General features: G+C 63.2%; 1 protein-coding gene and 1 pseudogene. One reads left to right on the forward strand and one right to left on the reverse strand.

Annotated features, from left to right (window positions below):
* On the reverse strand, positions 1–307 hold a 307-nt coding region (locus AOK17_RS53110), incomplete at both ends, for a hypothetical protein (RefSeq protein WP_245697816.1).
* Between the two features lie 2 nt (positions 308–309).
* Between AOK17_RS53110 and AOK17_RS45770 the strand changes: the two are divergent.
* Positions 310–1,417 (forward strand): annotated as a pseudogene (locus tag AOK17_RS45770) (endolytic transglycosylase MltG); the annotation flags it as partial.

Consider the following 1,417-nt stretch of genomic DNA (forward strand, 5'->3'; position numbering starts at 1 on the left):
AGCAGGTCGGTTACGACCAGGGCCAGCAGCAGTACTACTCCCAGGGTCACCAGCAGCAGTACGTCCAGGATCAGCAGTACGGCGGGCAGGCTCCGCAGCAGTACGACAACGGCCAGGGCGGGCAGGGGTACCACGGCCAGGGTGGTCAGCAGTACAACGGCGGTCAGCAGTACGGCGACGGCCAGCAGTTCAACAACGGTCAGCAGTACGGCAACGGCCAGCAGTACAACGGTGGCTGGGACAACACGGGGCAACAACACCACCAACAGCAGCCGCAGCAGCCCCAGGTCCCGTACGGCGTCGATCCNNCCGCCGCCGGAGCCGCCGAGTCGCCGCGGAGTCGAGCCGGAGCCGCCGCAGACGGACTGGGACCCGGGTCCTGACCAGGGCGAGCACGCGTTCTTCGCGGGCGGCAATGACGACGACGATGACGACGACTTCGAGGACGACGCCAAAGGCCGTCGGCGCGGCAAGGCGGGCAAAGGCGATAAAGGGGGCAAGGGCAAAGGTGAGAAGAAGAGCCGGAGCGGCTCTGCCTGCCTGGTCGTGACGCTTGTCCTCACCGGAGTGGTCGGCGGCGTCGGCTATTTCGGCTACCAGTTCTACCAGGATCGTTTCGGCTCGGCGCCGGACTACGCGGGCGACGGTACGAGCGACCAGGTGACCGTCGTGATTCCCAAGGGCGCCTTCGGATCGGTGATCGGCCAGAAGCTCAAGGCGGCGGGCGTCGTCAAGAGTGTGGACGCCTTCGTGTCGGCCCAGGGGAAGAATCCGGACGGCGACAAGATTCAGGCGGGCTCCTATCTGCTCAAGAAGGAGATGTCCGCCGAAAGCGCTGTCGCGCTGATGCTCGACCCCAAGAGCCAGAACAGCCTGGTCGTCAAGGAGGGGCAGCGGAACGTCACGGTCTACGCGTTGATCGACAAACAGCTGGGGCTTTCCAAGGGCACCACCGCGGATGTCGCCGAGAAGAAGTACAAGAGCCTCGGACTTCCGGACTGGGCGAACAACGACAGCGACATCAAGGACCCGCTGGAAGGATTCCTCTACCCGGCGACCTATCCCGCCGCCAAGGGAATGAAGCCCGAGGCGGTCCTCAAGGAAATGGTGTCGCAGGCCAAGCAGGAGTACGCCAAGTACGACCTGGAGGAGAAGGCCAAGGAACTCAACCTGAACGACCCGTTGCAGGTCATCACGGTTGCGAGCCTCGTCCAGGCCGAAGGAATCACGCACGACGACTTCAAGAAGATGGCCGCCGTCGTCTACAACCGCCTGAAGTCGACGAACGACGTCACCAACCAGAAGCTCGAATTCGACTCGACCTACAACTACCTCAAGGGTCAGAGCAAGATTGACATTGCGACGAGCGAGATCCGCAACTACGACGACCCGTACAACACGTACTTCTACAAGGGTC

Origin of the sequence: Streptomyces phaeochromogenes, from assembly GCF_001418655.1 — a bacterium.
In the GTDB taxonomy this organism is placed as follows: domain Bacteria; phylum Actinomycetota; class Actinomycetes; order Streptomycetales; family Streptomycetaceae; genus Streptomyces; species Streptomyces phaeochromogenes.